We start from the raw sequence: 17231 nt of genomic DNA, 5'->3' as shown, positions 1-17231 counted from the left end.
GCCAATATGGGGGTGAAGTAAAAGAGATTTCTAGATTTATTTAAGCAGTGTAATTTAGACGAGCATAATAAATCGCTCGTACTATTTAAAGAAAGGGTGTATGTGGTGCAAATGACAAAAAGATTAATTAACAAATCAGTTTTATTACTTACTATAATCGTTATGTTATCATCTGTTTTCTCATTTCAGAATGTGAAGGCAGTTTCAAATTCGAAAACAACTGAAGTTATCATTCATTACAAAGAGCAGCCTGGAAATACGAAAGACTGGAATCTTTGGATGTGGGGAGAAAATGCAAATGGTAAATCATATGAATTTACTGGTGAAGATGAATTTGGAAAATACGCAAAGATAAAAATAGATGGTGACTATAATCGTGTAGGATTTATAGTTCGTACCAATGAATGGGAAAAAGATGGAGGTGATCACTGGGTTGAAAATATAAGGGATGGTCGTGCTGAAGTATGGATCCTTTCGGGTGATGAAAAAGTATATGATTCTAAGCCTTCTTCTGATCTCTCAATTCAAAAAGCTACTATTGATAGTTTTAATGAAATCACTGTAACGACTAATGTTCCGTTTAATAGTAAGGAACAGAAAATTGAAATTGAGGGCATTAAAATTAAGGAAATTAATCCTTTTGATAAAAATGGTGGAGATATTACTAATAAGGTGAAAGTAATTACGGAGCAGAAAATTGATTTAAAACAGACATACAAAGTTAAAATAGAAAACTTAGCTAATACGAATACTGAAATCGGTAAAGTCATTCGTAGCGAGGAATTTGATAATTTATTTTATTATGGTGGTAATGATTTAGGTAATATATATACTCCGCAACATACAAAGTTCCGTTTATGGGCTCCTACTGCGAGTGAAGCGAAGTTAGTTTCATATAAAAATTGGAGCGATAAAATAGGTACTGAAATAAATATGCAACAAGGTGAAAAGGGAACTTGGAAAACAGAACTTAAAGGGAACCAAAAAGGTCTCTTTTATACGTATAAAGTAAAAATTGGTGATAAGTGGACTGAAGCGGTTGATCCGTATGTGCGTGCTGCTTCCGTAAATGGAGATAAAGGTGTAGTCGTTGATTTAAAAGAAACAAATCCGAAAAAATGGAAAGCAAACAAAAAACCGAAATTTAAAAATCCGGAAGATGCTATTATTTATGAATTGCATGTACGCGATCTTTCCATCCAACCTGAAAGTGGTATTAAGCAGAAAGGGAAATATTTAGGTGTAACAGAAAAAGGAACAAAAAGTCCTGAAGGTGTTAAAACAGGACTTGATCATATGAAAGATCTTGGTGTTACACACGTTCAGTTTTTACCGATATTTGATTATGCCTCGGTAAATGAAGAAACTTTAAATGAACCACAATATAACTGGGGATATGACCCGAAAAATTTCAACGTCCCAGAGGGCTCCTATTCTACAAATCCTTATGAGCCGACTGTTCGAATAACTGAATTAAAGCAAATGATTCAGGTGCTGCACGATAATAACCTTCGTGTTGTGATGGACGTAGTATATAACCATATGTATAATGCCGCTGAATCTAATTTTCATAAGTTAGTTCCAGGTTATTATTATCGATACAATGAAGATGGAACATTTGCAAATGGAACTGGAGTAGGAAATGATACTGCTTCAGAACGAAAAATGATGAGGAAATTTATGGTTGATTCCGTCACATACTGGGCAAAAGAATACAATTTAGATGGATTCCGTTTTGATTTAATGGGTATTCATGATTTTGAAACGATGAATGAGATACGTAAAGCTGTTAATCAAATTGATCCTTCTATTATTCTGCATGGAGAAGGCTGGGATTTAAATACACCTCTTGCAGCTGAATTGAAAGCAAATCAAAAAAACGCAGAGAAAATGAAAGGGATTGCTCATTTTAACGATAATATACGTGATGGATTGAAAGGTAGTGTATTTGAGGAGAAAGAAAATGGTTTTGTAAATGGAAAGGAAAACATGGAAGACCGTATTAAAAAAGGCATTACGGCAGGCATTGACTACGATACAAATTCGTCTACTTATCAAGATCCGGAGCAGGTGTTAACTTATGTGGAAGCACATGACAATCATACATTATGGGATAAACTTGAGTTGACTAATCTAGGTGACAGTGAAGAAGTGCGAAAACAAATGCACAAATTGTCTTCTTCTATTTTATTAACATCACAAGGTATTCCATTTTTACATGCAGGACAAGAGTTTATGCGCACGAAATATGGTGATCATAACAGTTACAAATCTCCTGATTCAATTAACCAGATGGACTGGTTGCGCCGTGCAGCATTTAATAATGAAGTAGATTATATGAAAGGCTTAATAGATTTACGCAAAAAGTACTCAGCTTTTCGAATGACATCTGCAGAGCAAATTAAAAAACAAGTATCTTTTATTGATGCGCCCAAAAATGTTGTAGCTTATTCAATAGATGGAAAGGGCAATGGGAATAAAAGTGAATACTTTATGGTGGCTCACAATGCAAATAGAGAAGCCGTTGACATAACGCTTCCATCGAAAGGTCCTTGGAAAGTACTAGTAGACGGTAAGCAGGCAGGTAGTAAAACACTTTATGTTGTCCATGACAATAAAATTAAAGTTCCTGCATTAAGTTCATTAGTTTTAAAAACAGAGAAACCGATTAAATAAAAGCAAATCATGTGGAAGTATATACTGAATTGAGCAAATTGAATTAGGATTGCAAATGAAAAAAGCGAAGTGAAGGTTGTTTTCACTTCGCTTTTAAAGTTAATGTAGTATAATTTCACATACTGTAATTATATTACAATTTAATAACGGAAATAAACAAGAGATTATTGCTATTGTAACAGTAGGGAGAGGAGATATCTTTGTATTTATTTATAAAATTATCTGAAATACATTCTTAATTTATATAATTTTCATTATACAATCTAATAACTAAATATCTAGGTATTTGAATTATATTAATTCCTACAAATCGTTTGAAAATAACAACGGCGTAAAAGTATATGGAATTAAAATAGAGAAAAGACACCTTAATTGGTGTCTTTTCTCTATTTTGAATACGATATGTTAGTAACTCACTTGTATGTAATAGTATGTTACATTTTTACACTAACTTCTAAAGAAAAATTTTAAATTCTTTTCTTAATCTATTTGTAATAAATCTCATTAGGAAATTTTATCGCTATAACAAATAAAACTTTCTCAATATTATTTTGTTTAATAACTATATCCATCTGCATTCCAATCCATTACAATAATTTCACGTTGGAAATACATGAAAATTCTCAATGTTCTAAATGGTTTATACCTTATAGGATTACTATGGGAAAGGATGTGAAATGTCTAATAAAAAATCATTTTTTATGATGAAATAAAAAAATTTAATGAAGAAAAAGTTATTTTATTATTCTCAAGCTTCGTTGAAGTACATGTATTTATAATCACTATGAGACAAGGGGCAGAATCTAAAGATTATTTTTGTAGATTAGAAAATTGTATTTTGAAAATAAGTAAAACATTTATGGAGGGTTATATGAGCGAGCAAATTTATTACTGGTCTCCTATTAAGCATTGGGAGAAGTTGCATAATGAAATTTTGATAGGGGAAACAAGATTTGCAGGCGTTCTGTCTGAGTGGTTTCCTGAGTTTTATTTTTTGACTCAAAAAGGTGTGAAAATTAGTGAACTAGTAGAGCACTTTTCGTTAGGAAATGTAGAAGAGACACAAAAAACAATAGAGCTTATGATAAAAAATCGTGTGTTAGTAAGTAACATATTACCCCCAAGAGAAGTATTTTCCACACAAAAAAAGATTTTTCCGAATCCATATAGCAACCAAATTCGCTTTTCTAAAGAAGATTTAGATAAGTATATGAGTGAACAATTGAATCGAACGCACCATGCTGTGAGGTCAACCGAAATTCAACTTGAATCAACAAATGAGCTACCTACTATAATCAAGGAACGTAGGTCTTGTCGCCAATTTGATATGAAAAAACATATTAGTTTTTTAGAATTTTCCCAATTCATATCAACTCTAAAACAGGTTGGGGAAGAAAAAATATACTATCATTACGCAAGTGCAGGCGGACTCTATCCTATTGATATCTTTGTTTATATAAAACCAAAACGTATAGAAGGTATGAAAGCTGGTTTTTATTATTATAACCCATCAAAAAATAGTCTTGTGGTTGTAAACAATATTGATCAAGTAATCAAAAGTGATCATGAGTTAATTAACCAGGATTTATTTACTCAGTCTGCCTTTTCAGTTTATTTAGTCTATAATGCGAACGCTTCCATACCAAAATACGGTTCAGATGGCTATTTATTTGCGTGTATTGAGTCAGGCATCATCACTGCTACTTTAAATATGGTAGCTGAGACATTAAATTTAGGAGTTTGTTCGGTTGGTCATATGAAATTTGAAGAGATTGAGCGTTTTTTAAGTTTGGATAACCATCAAGTATTTCTCCATGGACTTGAAGTTGGCTTGAAAATTAACGAATAGATGAAATAAATATTAGGGGGATAAAGATAAAAATGCACATTAAAGATCGAAGTTCGATTCATAAGAATAAAGGGATAGAGGCGTTTTGGAAGGAGCAATTATCTTCCGAGGTTCTCGATTTTTCTGTATTCAATAGCGGTTACCAACTAAATAAAGAAAATCGTAGCGAGCATGTTCAAGTCATAATGAATGTAGAGTTTAGTAAAAGGATACAAAAAGTAAGTAAGTCTCAAGATTTATTATTATTTAGCTGGTTACAGGCCGCATTAAGGATTTGTTTGGCACACTATACAGATCAAGAAAGAATTACTATTGGTATTCCTGTAATCGAAAAAAATCTTGAACAAAGCGAGAATCTTAATAAATTGATTCCTTTAGGAAGTGAAATCCATCCGCATCACAGCTTTAAACAAGTAGTAAATCAGATTGAACAAACGACTTTATTCGGGTATGACAATCAAGAGTATCCACTCTCTGAATTATTAGCGAAACATCATTTAACTCCTTTTCAAATTGTTATTGGGATGGAAGGATTACATAATAAAAATTCGATAGAAGAATATGCAGAGAATAATTTAGCCATATGGATACGAAGAAAATGGAATGAAATACATAATGAATTTGAATTTCAAATTTTTTTCAAGTCTCATTCATTCTCTTCTTTGCAACAGTTTGCAAATTCATATCTTTATGTTTTAAAGCAAGTGTCAACAAATTCGAATTTGGCTGTGAAAGATATTTGTATCATTTCAGAAGAAGAGAAAGAGTTGCTAGAAGAATTGAATCAAGGTCAGGCGGACATAGAATTGTCTCAATCATTTCAAGACTTGTTTGAGGAGCAAGTGTTAAAAACCCCAGATCAAATTGCTGTTGTTTGTAATGATCAATCTTTGACATATAGAGACTTGAACAAGAAAGCAAATCAATTGGCTTCTGTTCTTCAAAGTAAAGGTGTTTCGAAAGAAAATATTATTGGGGTTATGGTAGATCGGTCATTGGAAATGATTATTGGCATGGTGGGGATTTTAAAAGCAGGAGCAGCGTATTTACCAATCGATCCTAACTATCCAAATGAACGAATTGAATATATGTTACAAGATAGTCAAGCAAAATGTTTACTGAGCAAGCGAACAGAGGTAGAATTACCGCAATTTGCTGGTGAAGTGTTGTATCTTGATGAGGGACATCTCTTCCAAGGTGAAGAAAGTAATTTAGTTCGAGAAAGTGATCCTAATGATTTGGCTTATGTTATTTACACATCAGGATCGACAGGAAATCCAAAAGGGGTAATGGTGGAACAGAAATCTCTTGTCCATTTTTTAAGTGTAATGAGAGAAAAAGTAAAAGATAATCAGTCATTCTTGTTTCTTGCTAGTGTATCTTTTGATATTTCCTTGTTAGAAATATGTCTTCCTTTAACGCAAGGTTCGAAAGTAGTCATTGCTACAGAGGACCAGTTTGCAACAAAAGAATTGGCTCATTTGGTCAAAGAACATAAGGTGGATTTATGGGAATCAACGCCATCGCGAATGGAAGTGATTTTGAGTGATCCAGAAGGGGCAAATTTTCTAAAAGATTTGAAATCTATTTTGTTAGCAGGAGAAGCATTTTCCATTGATTTGGTTGAAAAAATTCGATGCATCAGTGAAGCGACAATTTTAAATATTTATGGTCCTACAGAAACAACCATTTGTGCAACAGTAAAGGATTTGAGCTCTGCCAAAGAAGTTACGATTGGAAGTCCCAACCCGAATTATCATTCTTATATATTAAATAAGTATGGTCAATTAAAACCATTTGGAATTCCGGGTGAACTCTGCATTAGTGGTGTGGCGGTAGCACGAGGGTATCTTGGGAAACCTAAACTAACAGATGAAAAGTTTGTACCGAGTCCTTTTATGGCAGGAGAAATGATGTATCATACGGGTGATCTCGTTCGTTGGTTGCCTAATGGAGAACTTGAATATCTAGGTCGAATGGATCATCAAGTAAAAATTCGGGGATATCGGATTGAATTAAGAGAAATCGAAAGCCAGTTAAGGGAATATCCAGAAATAAACCAAGCTATCGTTATTGATCAAGTATATGGAAATAGGAAATTATTAGCTGCGTACTATGTATCGGATAATAAGGTCTCTTTTGATGAAATCAGAAAATATTTAAGTGATAAATTACCTGAGTTTATGATTCCTGAAAAAATGATTCAGGTGGAAGAGATTCCGTTGAATCCAAATGGGAAAGTAGATAGGAAAAGTTTATTAGATATAACACAAACAGATTATGTATCAATTCCATACGTTGCCCCGCGCAATGAAATTGAACAAAAATTGGTGCATGCATGGGAAAAAGTTATGGAGATTGAGGGAATCGGTATTCATGATAATTTTTTTGCTTTAAAAGGAGAATCGATTAAAGCACTTCAGGTAATTAATTTATTAAGAAAAGACTGCTTAAAAATAAGTACAACAGATTTTTTTAAGCATCCCACGATTGCTCAACTTAGTACTTGTGTAAAGTTAGAGCATAAAACGGAAAACTTTGAAAATAGACCAACCCATGTTAAAGATTTGTCTAAGCCATTTCCCTTAACAGAGGTTCAGACAGCGTACATGTTAGGACGGAATTCACAGTTTGAATTAAGTGGTATTTCACCTCAAACTTATTTTGAATATGAAACAGAATTGAATATCAATCGTCTTTCAAAAAGTTTTCAAAAGGTAATTCAACGTCATCCGATGTTACGAGCTGTAATTTTACCAGAGGGAGAACAGCAAATATTACAAAGCGTTCCTGATTACGAGATTGAAATAGTAAGTCTCATAGATTTAGATGATAGGAATCAAAATGCTCGCTTACAAGAAGAACGTTCTCGAATGACTAATCATGTATTTCCTTTAGGGCAATGGCCTTTGTTTGAATTAAAAGCCTTTCTTTTAAAAGAAGACACGTATTTATTATGTTTTCGATACGATGCTTTATTAATGGACGGAGCAAGCATGAACATCGTTGGACAGGATTTGTTTCATTATTATTATAAACCAGAGCAAAGGTTAGAACCTCTATCTTTTGATTTTCAAGATTACATGTTTATCTATGATGAACTGGAACAAAGTACAGAATATAAAACAGCAAAAGATTATTGGACAAGTAAGCTTCCTGACTTTCCGTTTGCGCCTTCTTTGCTGTTAAAAAAGGATCCGGCAGAGATTGCTACTCCTAAGTTCCAATCACTTAATAAGATCCTGGACAATGAAATATGGACAAAGCTACGAAAGTTAGCACAAGAGAAAGAAGTAACTCCTTCGGCTCTGCTTTGTACAATATATGGTGATGTATTGGCATATTGGAGTAATCAACGTCGATTGGCAATTAATTTGACTGTATTTAACCGTTATCCTGTTCATGAAGAAGTAGAGCAAATTGTGGGAGATTTCACTTCACTCATCTTGTTGGATGTTGATGTGAATCCAGATCAATCTTTCTTTACTAGAGTAAAAGAAACGCAATCTACTTTATTAGATGGTCTCGAACATCGCCATTACGATGGAGTTAATTTCATTCGAGATTTTACTCGATATCATCAAATGACGCCAAAAGCAGTTATGCCAATTGTTTTCACCTCGATGCTAGCAGGTGCGGGGGCTTTTGCTTGGGAACAACTTGGTTCACTTCGCCATATTCATGCTCGGACTCCACAAGTGTATTTGGATAATGTGGTAATTGAAAAAAATGGAGAGTTATTAATTAGCTGGAACTATGTTGAAGAATTGTTTGATGTTGATGTGATAGAAGCGATGTTTCACCAATTTGTTGACTTATTGGAACAATTAGTGAAACAAAGTGACGTAACATCTTTGCAGATGAAAGAGTCAGACCATGCTTTAATTGAGCAATACAATGAGACAACAGAAAAAATACCGTCGACTACTTTATATCAATTATTTACAGACCAAGTAAAACGTACACCGGATGAAGTAGCAGTAGTTTTTGAACAAGACTACTTAACATACTCGGAGCTTCATAAGCGCTCCAATCAAGTTGCGCACTTTTTAAAAGAACAAGGAATTGATCTAGGTGACAAAGTTGGTCTTTTAGCACAAAGACGAGTTGACACAATTGCTAATATGATAGGTATTTTAAAAGCAGGTGCCGCTTATGTTCCGATTGATCCCGACCATCCTTCAGATCGCCAAACATATATTTTAGAAAATAGCTCATGCAAACTTTTATTAGAACCTAGTCTTTATGCAGAAAACCACTTGTCATTATACACAACAGAAGATATGCCTGCTATTGCTGGTCCGGAAGATCTTGCCTATATTATCTACACTTCAGGAAGTACAGGAAAACCGAAAGGAGTAATTATTACTCACCAAGCGGTTGCAAATACCATTCAAGATATTAATCAAAAATATCAGGTAAATGAAGATGATCGTATTATTGGTATTTCTTCTATGTGTTTTGACTTATCTGTATACGATATTTTCGGAACGTTAAGCACAGGTGCAATGTTGGTAATGATTCGTGACCCAAGAGACATGCAAGAATTAATCCGTACTGTCGAACGTAGAGGAATTACAATTTGGAATACAGTACCTGCAATTATGGATTTGGCATTAGATCAAGTAGGTTCTCATTTTGAACATTCTTCCTTGCGTTTAGTTTTACATAGTGGAGATTGGATTCCACTTTCTTTACCAGAAAAAATAAAACGACATTTTCCGATTGCGGAAGTAGTTTCACTCGGAGGAGCAACAGAAGCATCGATTTGGTCAATTTATTATCCGGTCAAACAGTTGGAATCGCATTGGAAGAGTATTCCATACGGGATACCTTTGGCAAACCAAACGTATTATGTGTTGAACTATGAAAAGAAAATGTGCCCTGTTGGTGTAATTGGAGATTTATATATCGGGGGAGTGGGCCTTGCTAAAGGATATTTAAATGATGAACAGAAAACAAATGAAGCATTTGTATCACATCCTGATTTTGGTCTTATTTACAAGACAGGAGACTGTGGAAAAATGCATCCTGAGGGATATATTGAATTTTTAGGCCGCCAAGATTATCAAGTCAAAATTCAAGGATATCGAGTAGAGTTAGAAGAAATCGCCCATTGTCTTCTCACTTACAAACAAGTCGAACATGCAGTAGTGATTGATCAGACAGATGAGTATGGTATAAAATTTTTAGTCGCATATGTGGTAACTGAGAAAAATATTAGCACAACAGAACTTCGAAAGCATTTGCGAGATCACTTGCCAGATTACATGATTCCTTCTTATTTTGTTTATTTGGAACAATTGCCCTTGACTCCAAACGGGAAATTAGATAGAAAAGCGCTCCCTACTCCGGAGAAACAAACAAATGAAGTATTTATTGCTCCAAAAACGGAAATGGAAAAAATATTAACTAGTGTTTGGCAAGAAGTACTCAAAGTAAATCGGATTGGAGTAAATGATCATTTCTTTGCCTTAGGTGGAGATTCGATAAAAGCGATTCAAGTTTCCGTCAGACTGTATAGACAAGGATTTGAGCTGGAGCCAAAAAATTTATTTTCATTTCCTATATTAGGAGACATGGTTCAATTTGTTAAAAAGCTTGATCATCTTCCAAATTCGCAAACAAGTGATGTAAACAAAATGAACGATAATAAAGTTACATTACTAAATGTTAAAGATAAACAACTTAATCAACATACACTTATCAAAATACAAGAAAAAATGCCAGAAATAAAAATAGAACGTATTTACCCATTGGCACCTTTCCAGGAAGTTATTTATGAACATGCTGCGACTGAACCTGATACAAATGCATATTTCGAACAAACAATTTGGGCACTTGAGGGGGAGCTGGATATTAATCTCTTTATTCAGTGTTTCCAACAATTAGTTGATCGTCATGATTCTTTAAGAACGATAATTGTGCAAGATGAACAAGCAAAACCTTGGCAAGCTGTTCTACATGATGTTCAAATGATTTCAGAGATAAAAAACTTGATTGAGATGACGAAACAAGAACAGCAAAAATTCCTAGACCAATGGATGAATGAAAATTTAAGTCAAGGATTCAAAAATGATGAACTTATGAACCGCCTCTGTATATTCCAACTAGGTAATAATGAGCATAAGGTAGTTTGGAGTTCCCATCATCTATTATGTGATGGTTGGAGCGTCAGCATTTTGATAGACGAATTATTCCAGCTCTATGAAACAATAAATGCGGGAACTACGGCGGTGTTACCTATGGTAAAACCTTTTGAAACATTCATAGATTGGACTTTAGCACAAGATCATGAGAAAGCACGTCATTTTTGGCGGGATTATTTATCAGGATACAATCGAAAAATTAGTATTCCTAAAAAGAAAGGACCAACTCAAAGTGAAGGGTTAAATTTCACATTTATGGATTTAACATTAGATAAGGAGTTGACTAATCAGTTACAGACATTTGTAACTAAAAACAATATAACTATGAATTCGGCATTACTAGCTGTATGGGGAATATTGCTTGGCAAATACAACGGAATGAGAGAAGTAGTATTACCTAATCTAGTATCAGTCAGACCTCCCGAAGTAGAAGGGATTGAAAATATGTTCGGTCTGTTCACAAATGTTTTGCCCATCCGACTAGCATGGACAGAAACGCAATCTTTTGTGGACTTCCTGCAAAAAGTACAACTAGAAACATTGAAATGTAATGAGTATGCATACTATTCATTTGTTGATATACAAAAACAAAGTGAATTAAAAAATCAGTTGACTGACCATCTTTGGGTTTTTGAAAACTATCCAACTAACTCAGCTATCTTTTCTTCAAACGAAAACAGAAATTTTGCCATCACAGATCACGAAGTTGTTGATGAGCCGCATGTAAAGTATGGAATTATGTGCTTCCCTGAAGAGAAACTTACAATAAAGTTTGGATATGATCAAACCGTATATGAAGCGGAGAAAATACAGGAAATATTGAATCACATCCATCAGTTAATCAACACGATTCTTCAAAATCCAATACAGGCAATCGGTGATTACAAATTATAAAAAAATAAAAAGGCGAGCAAGAACTCGCCTTTTTAAATAGAATAGGAGTAAACCAAATGACAAAAAACTTGCAGTTATCAGCCGAAGAGATGCGTCAGTTAGGATATCAAGCGGTGGACTTGATTGTTGATCATATGAATCATTTAAAAAGTAAACCAGTTTCGGAAACGCTTGATAGTAATATTTTTAGAGACAAGCTAATTGAAAAGATTCCAGAAAACGGATCCAATCCAAAAGAGTTACTTCATTTTCTTAATAACAATGTGTTTAATCAAATTACTCATGTGGATCATCCTCATTTTATGGCTTTTGTGCCAGGTCCGAATAATTATGTTGGTGTAGTAGCAGATTTTTTAGCAAGTGGGTTTAATGTATTTCCTACAGCTTGGATAGTAGGTGCAGGTGCTGAACAAATTGAATTAACGACAATCAACTGGTTAAAATCAATGCTAGGATTCCCTGATTCAGCTGAAGGGCTATTTGTCAGTGGCGGTTCCATGGCTAATTTGACTGCACTTACTGTAGCGAGACAGGTCAAGCTGAATAATGACATAGAAAATGCGGTTGTGTATTTTTCTAACCAAACTCATTTTTCTGTAGATCGAGCACTTAAAGTATTAGGGTTTAAACATCATCAGATTTGCCGAATTGAAACAGATGAAGATTTAAAAATTTCAGTTAGTACTTTAAGAAAGCAAATAAAAGAAGATCGATTAAAAGGGAAAAAACCATTTTGTGTTATTGCTAATGCAGGGACAACCAATTGCGGAGCAGTTGATTCCCTCAATGAATTGGCTGATCTCTGTAGTGATGAAGATGTATGGCTGCACGCGGATGGGGCTTATGGGGCTGCAGCAATTCTCAGTGAAAAAGGAAGGGAGTTGTTAAGCGGAATACATCGTGCCGATTCTTTGACGTTAGACCCGCACAAATGGCTTTTTCAGCCTTATGATGTTGGTTGTGTACTTATTCGAAATAGACAATATTTAAGTGAAACATTCCGTATGATCCCAGAGTATATTAAGGATACGGAAACTAATATAGAAGAGAAAGTGAATTTTGGGGAGCGTGGAATTGAACTTTCTCGTAGATTTAGGGCATTAAAAGTATGGCTTTCTTTTAAAGTATTTGGAGTCACAGCTTTTCGCGAGGCAATTGATCATGGCATTATGTTAGCTGAACAAGTTGAAGAGTTTTTAAGGAAAGAAAAAGATTGGGAAGTGGTAACACCTGCCCAGTTAGGAATTGTTACTTTTCGTTATATTCCTTGTGAGCTAACATCTACAGATACAATTCATGAAATAAACAAAAAACTGGTAGAAGAAATTAATCAAAGAGGATTTGCTATGCTAAGTACGACTAAATTAAAAGAAAAAGTAGTAATTCGACTTTGCTCTATCAACCCGAGGACAACAACAGAAGAAATACTTCAAATCATGATGAACATAAAAGCATTGGCAGAGGAAATAAACACATCATCTAAACATCTTATATCTGTTTCTCAGTCTTAATATATCGGGTTTAAGCAATTTAAAGTCATTTTTCAGGTGAATTTTACATATGAATAGCCGATTCTTATTTAGAATCGGCTATTCTGTTTGAAAGACAAAAACACTCACAAACAGTACACATTTGTGAGTGTTTCTCTTGTGAAAAGACTAAACTTCTATCTTAGCGATTTTTTCAAAACCAGTCTTTACTGCTTGTACCATTTCGTTCACAGCGTAAATAGATACCTCGGCATTTGGATTTAATCCTTCAAACCAGTGATAGGCATTTGGATATAAATGAAATTCGACATCAACACCAGCTTGCGCTAGTTTGCTTACATAGGTTAATGTTTCACTGCGGAATGGATCTAATTGACCAACAAATGTGTAAGTATATGGCAAATCACTATAATCCTCAGCTCGAGAAGGCGCTGCATAGGCAGGGATTTGATCCGTTCCATACATTTCTCCTAAATACATTTTCCAACCAGCTTCATTTGCCTTTTGATTCCAAACAAATCCCTCTTTAATTTCATTCGTTGAAGGTGTATTATTTCGGTCATCAAGCATTGGATAGAGTGGCATTTGTAAACAAATCGAAGGATATTTTCGATCTCGGGCTAATAATGATAATGCTGCTGTTAGTCCACCGCCAGCGCTTACTCCTGCAACCCCAATTCGATTAGAATCAATGTTTAATGACTTTGCATTATCAGCAATCCATTTTAAAGCTGAATAACAATCCTCAATTGGTGCTGGGTAAGGATGTTCAGGAGCTAAGCGGTAGTCTACAGACACGACCACACAGCCAACTTCTTTTGCAAACCTCATACAAGTATCATCGTTATCATCTATAGACCCTAAGATATAACCACCACCATGTATCCATAATAAGACAGGTAAAGATTCATTATTTGATTTTGGACGATAAATTCTTAATGGTAACGGATTAGCATCTGGTCCAACAATGACTTCATCTGTTAACGAAAGGGATTCATCAACAACGGTAGGTGGTCTCATTTGAGCTATTCCTTCTCTGATTGATTGCAAGTTTTCCGGGCGTAAATCGAGATCTGGAAACATCTCTAACCCTTGTAATAACTCTGGATTTACTCTTGTTTTCATTTTAGCACCTCTATTTGTAATTGTTTTGGAATAAATGAAGTGTATTCTAAGTAGTTTGTGAAAAAACATCACAATTAAATTGTAAATTGGATATGTCTTAGCGGTCAACAGAATATTCGGAAATTAAAACCTTTCTCAAGAAGGAGTTTCATGCAACCAGTAATACAAGTGATTGATTTAGGAGTAAAGTGTTTTCATGTCGTTGTAGTTATTTACAATTAGTTTTCTAATTGAACCAAGAGGTGATCCGTTTTATTTTAATGACATATTGCAAGGGATACCTGTTCGAATTCATACTCGGAAAGGATTAATACATTTTATTCCTTAATATATAATTCAGGGAAATACTCATGGGCAGGCATTAATATAGGAGAACAGTACAAATTAAAATAACTTTTTTTAAAAATTCCTTTTATTTGGCTAGAAAAGGAGTAGATTCTTTTTTCCTTATATAGACTCATGAAGAAGTATGAAAATCAGAATTTATAATTCAAAAGCCAGCTTAAAGTAATTGCAATAATTACTTTGGATAGTAATCTTAAAAAAATAAAAAAAGAGAAGAACTCACCAATGTTCTTCTCTTTTTTATGTGTAATTAGGGTTTCCATAACTATAGATATGGATGGTGTAAATTAATGGATGAATAATTTACTCTTAAAATTATAACAGAACAAATAAAGCATTTTATATGTAATATTGCATAAGAAGGGTAAACAGCAATAATTTCTGGTGAATAAGTAGCGCTTTTCCGTATGGCGAGTTTGTTTCATAGTTACTTCTTAAATTCTATATCATTTTCCAATCATGTAAGGTTAAGGGAGAAGACAGAAGACAGGAAGATTTAAAAATGAGCTTAGTGTAAAATGAAACATTGCAAGTATAAGATTCTGTACTTAGTAATCTCTCGCATTAAGGCATGACATTGGGTAAGTGTGGGGAGTTCAATCGATTCTGAATAAAATTGATAGTATCAGTTGCAATTTTTTTACGTTTAAGAACAATCCCGGCATGTCCACATGTATAAATATATCTTGTAGGTCTTTCCCAGGATTCCCACAAATAGTCCGTATCCTCAGAGTGCACATATAGATCGTGCTTACCTGAAATTAATAAAATATTTTCTTTTTTTACTTTTGGTAACGCTTGACTCGGTTCAGTGATTTTCCAATAATCTATTAATTCATCATACGTTACACCATGGTGTTCCAAGTCTTCTCTAATAAATCTACCTGGATTTGTTTTCCAAATTGAATAAGAAAGTCGATTTGCGTAGAAAATGGATGCTAATACATCAATTTCTGGTTCAACAAGAGATGTTAGGTTAGTAATAACCCCACCTAAACTGATTCCTATTAGAATCAGGGGACCATTTTTATTTGCTTTAATCCATTTGATCAAAGTTCGTAAATCAGCTACCGCTTGTCTGGTTGCTTGTACAGTTCGTTCAATATTGGCACTTACCATGTACTCTCCACTAAATAAGGATTGGTTGGGTTTTCTTTCAAAATGATATGGTAGAGTGAAATAATACATATTCCACCTCAAGTTGGTCATATGATCGTGAAATATATTTTTTACACGTTCGTTAGAATCCATTCTCCAACCATGAACAAAGATAACATGAGGTGCATCTTCATTTTTATGTAAGAATAATTCCCCAGTTACAGAGTCGTTGCGTGAATCACCAGATTGAACCGAGCTTTTATATTTGAATTGTCCAACCATGTATTCCTTTTCCTGCTTTGAATGCTTAATGTTAAAATGAATATTAGATGGTTGTATTTTATAAAAAAATTCTATGGCCTTTATATCTAGTGAGGTGTTAGAAAGAGAAGCATACTGAAACTCGACACTTCTTTTTTTGTGCAAATCATACAAAGCGTATCGATCAATGAGTTTTGAAAAAATCAAATTAACTTCCTCCAAAATACATATTGTTTAAAACATGGACAAAATTTATGTTTTATTTATGCTGTAAATTAATTATAAAATATTTTTTCCCTAATATTAGGTGATTAAATTACAAAAACAGGTAATGAATTTGTATATTATATTATAAAGCTAGTAATAAAATAAAACTATAAATAATTTATACTAAAATCTAAAAAGCAAGTTAATATTCTCATTCATAAAAGAGAACATTAACTTGCTTATTTTCGTATCAAAAGGTACATCTTTTGAAGTGACGTGATTTCTATGAAAGACAATGTGTCAATTTGTATATCTTATACAGTGATAGTTACCATAATTTTCGAAGCCGATAGTCAATTAACCTTACAATATGCGTCTTTCTAGTATATAAATAGCTATATTCATTAGAGAAAGAGTTTTAATCCTTCATGAGAATCTTTAAACCCTAATTTCTTATAAAATTGTAAAGCTTCTTGTCGTTCTTTATCTGTTGTTAACTGTACTAAATGACATCCCCGTAATTTAGCACGTTGAATAGCCCATTTAATAAGTTTACTTCCTATACCTTTACCACGTTTTGATGAGGCTGTCCGTACACCCTCAATTGTAGCTCTCCAACCCCCTTGACGTGCAATGTAAGGCGTAAATGTAATTTGTTGAATACCAACAATCTCCGTCCCATCACACGCTACAATCAACTCGTTATTTGGATCACAATCAATAGCATGAAAAGCTCTTATATAGCTATCAGGGAGTGGTGTTTCATAGCGCTCTCTTTTATTTCCTAAAACATCATCAGCAAGCATTTTTACAATTTCATCTAAATCATCTGCTGTTGCAATCCTAAATGTTATAGTTTCTGTCACTATCAAAAAACCTCCTTAATGTATGCACTTGTTACTTTTATTTTACTTGTTTAAATACAATAGGTTAAATTATAAAATATTATGAGTCTCTATAACTTTTTCTTATAGATAGCATAAAGGCCTAACTTATAAAATTATAAGTTAGGCTTTTTAACACAATATTATTATTAGAAAATCCGACCAACTTCAATAAAACTCCATATTCTTTAATGAATTTTCATATTTAACAAACACACATAGAACCATTCAAATAGGGTGCTTTTTATTTGTT

General features: G+C 33.7%; 7 protein-coding genes. 4 read left to right on the top strand and 3 right to left on the bottom strand.

The genetic code is table 11. The features are described 5' to 3' along the window. Positions 1-105 precede the first annotated feature (105 nt). The 4 genes from pulA (at position 106) to MKX77_RS11430 (ending at position 13079) form a co-directional block, all read left to right on the top strand. Positions 106-2676 carry a type I pullulanase gene (pulA, locus tag MKX77_RS11445; protein WP_341306689.1) on the top strand — a complete coding sequence of 857 codons (2571 nt, stop codon included), beginning with the start codon at positions 106-108 and terminating at the stop codon, positions 2674-2676. A gap of 871 nt (positions 2677-3547) precedes the next feature. Beyond that, a complete protein-coding gene (locus tag MKX77_RS11440) occupies positions 3548-4525 on the top strand; it encodes a SagB/ThcOx family dehydrogenase (RefSeq protein ID WP_341306688.1) in 978 nt (325 codons plus the stop codon). 32 nt (positions 4526-4557) lie between these two features. Further along, positions 4558-11568, top strand: coding sequence for an amino acid adenylation domain-containing protein (locus tag MKX77_RS11435; RefSeq protein WP_341306687.1), 7011 nt, complete (start codon positions 4558-4560; stop codon positions 11566-11568). A gap of 56 nt (positions 11569-11624) precedes the next feature. Then, entirely contained in the window at positions 11625-13079 is a 1455-nt protein-coding gene (locus MKX77_RS11430) for a pyridoxal phosphate-dependent decarboxylase family protein (protein WP_341306686.1), read from the top strand. 147 nt (positions 13080-13226) lie between these two features. On the opposite strand, the gene MKX77_RS11425 is transcribed toward MKX77_RS11430, so the two are convergent. From MKX77_RS11425 to MKX77_RS11415, 3 genes are all read right to left on the bottom strand, one after another. Further along, positions 13227-14183 (bottom strand): alpha/beta hydrolase, encoded by a 957-nt coding sequence (locus MKX77_RS11425; protein ID WP_341306685.1) that lies wholly within the window; start codon positions 14181-14183, stop codon positions 13227-13229. Between the two features lie 909 nt (positions 14184-15092). Continuing rightward, positions 15093-16094: an alpha/beta hydrolase gene (locus MKX77_RS11420; RefSeq protein ID WP_341306684.1), complete on the bottom strand. Its 1002-nt coding sequence runs from the start codon at positions 16092-16094 to the stop codon at positions 15093-15095. Positions 16095-16498: 404 nt separating this feature from the next. After that, complete coding sequence (locus MKX77_RS11415; protein ID WP_016129523.1) at positions 16499-16960, bottom strand: GNAT family N-acetyltransferase; 462 nt, start codon at positions 16958-16960, stop codon at positions 16499-16501. Positions 16961-17231 lie beyond the last annotated feature (271 nt).

This window comes from Bacillus sp. FSL R9-9410 (assembly GCF_038050385.1).
Classification (GTDB): Bacteria; Bacillota; Bacilli; order Bacillales; family Bacillaceae_G; genus Bacillus_A; species Bacillus_A cereus_U.
This window is presented reverse-complemented; position numbering and strand designations above follow the sequence as displayed.

Excerpts from the sequence above, each read along its gene's own strand:
- MKX77_RS11440 (WP_341306688.1), top strand. The coding sequence starts at position 3,548 with ATGAGCGAGCAAATTTATTACTGGTCTCCTATTAAGCATTGGGAGAAG.
- MKX77_RS11435 (WP_341306687.1), top strand. The coding sequence starts at position 4,558 with ATGCACATTAAAGATCGAAGTTCGATTCATAAGAATAAAGGGATAGAG.
- MKX77_RS11430 (WP_341306686.1), top strand. The coding sequence starts at position 11,625 with ATGACAAAAAACTTGCAGTTATCAGCCGAAGAGATGCGTCAGTTAGGA.
- MKX77_RS11425 (WP_341306685.1), bottom strand. The coding sequence starts at position 14,183 with ATGAAAACAAGAGTAAATCCAGAGTTATTACAAGGGTTAGAGATGTTT.